The organism is Kitasatospora sp. NPDC001664 (assembly GCF_053596675.1).
Genome location: NZ_JBSFGS010000099.1, coordinates 1 through 1,325 on the forward strand (window position 1 = coordinate 1; position 1,325 = coordinate 1,325).

1 protein-coding gene is annotated in these 1,325 nt (G+C 67.9%); it reads right to left on the reverse strand.

Annotated elements, in window-relative coordinates; translation table 11 throughout:
• Positions 1-1,163: GDSL-type esterase/lipase family protein (locus tag ACWCYY_RS40855; protein ID WP_449798986.1), on the reverse strand; the 1,163-nt coding region annotated here is incomplete at its 3' end.
• Positions 1,164-1,325 lie beyond the last annotated feature (162 nt).

Sequence of the window (1,325 nt, forward strand, 5' to 3'; positions counted from 1 at the left end):
TTGCCCGCGTACAGCTTGAGGCTGTCGTTGGCGTCGATCCCGGCGATGTCGGCCTTGCCGTCACCGTTGAAGTCACCGGCCGTGATGGCCTTGAACCCGGCCCACGCACCGTTGCCACCCAGCATCGCGCTGCCGCCCGAGACGGTGCCCGCGCCGTTGCCGACATACAGCTTCAGGCTGTTGTTGGCGTCGATCCCGGCGACGTCCTGCTTGCCGTCACCGTTGAAGTCACCTGCGGCGATCAGCTTGAAGCCGCTCCAGGCACCGCCGGTGCCGAGCATCGGCGAACCACCGCCCACGTGCCCGGCACCGTCGCCGGTGTAGAGCCGGAGGTCGTTGTTGGCGTCGATCCCGGCGACGTCCTGCTTGCCGTCACCGTTGAAGTCACCGGCCGCGGTGCGGGCCGGGGTGGTGAGCGCGGTGGGCGGGCCGCCGACGATCCAGCCGTCGGAGAAGGCCTGGTCGAGCTCGGAGTAGAAGGTCCGGCCGAAGGTGTCGTACCCGTCCGCGTTCGGGTGCAGCTTGTCGGCCAACTGGTCGGCAGGGACCGTGGAGTCGACGAACCGGACGTGCCGCTTGGTCCGCTCCTGGTTGACCCAGGTCTTCAGCTGGCTGTTGTAGTCGTCGATCTTCGCGGTGATGCCCGGCTGCTCCGGGATACCCGCGGTGGACCGGATCAGACCCTGGACGATCACCGTGACATTGGGGCGGTCCGCGAAGATCTGGTTGATCAGGGCCTTGGCCCGGTCGACCGCCGTGTTCCCGTTGGCGTCGACGTCGTGCTTGTTGTTGAGGTCGTTGATGCCGATGTGCAGCAGCACCACGTCCGGCTGGGCCGCGGCGAGCCAGCCGTCGAGCTCGGCCCTGATGCCCTGGATCTCGTAGCCGCTGTGGCCCTCGCTCTCCGGATCGGCGAGGGTGCCGTTCCGCACGGACCCGACCATGTTGACGGTGTACCGGGACTGCTGGGAGACCAGCTGCTGCAGCTTCGCCCGGTAGCCGTTCTCCGGGGTGCTCATGTACCCACGGGTGATCGAGTCACCGAGCGGCATGACCTTGAGCTGGGGCGGGTTCGCCGTCGCCGCCGAAGCCGGAGACGAGGTGACGGGCAGGCAGAGCATGCCGACCAGGGTGGCGGCGGCGAGGGAGGCGAGGCGCTTCACTGAATCGCTTTCTGATGGTGAGGAATGGTCTGTGGAAGTGGTGAGCCGTCAGAAGCCGGCCCAGAGGCCGCTGCCGGCGCTGCCGATCATCACGGAGCCGCCGCTGACCTGGCCCGCGCCGTTGCCGGTGTAGAGCTTGAGGTCGTTGTTGGCGTCGATGCC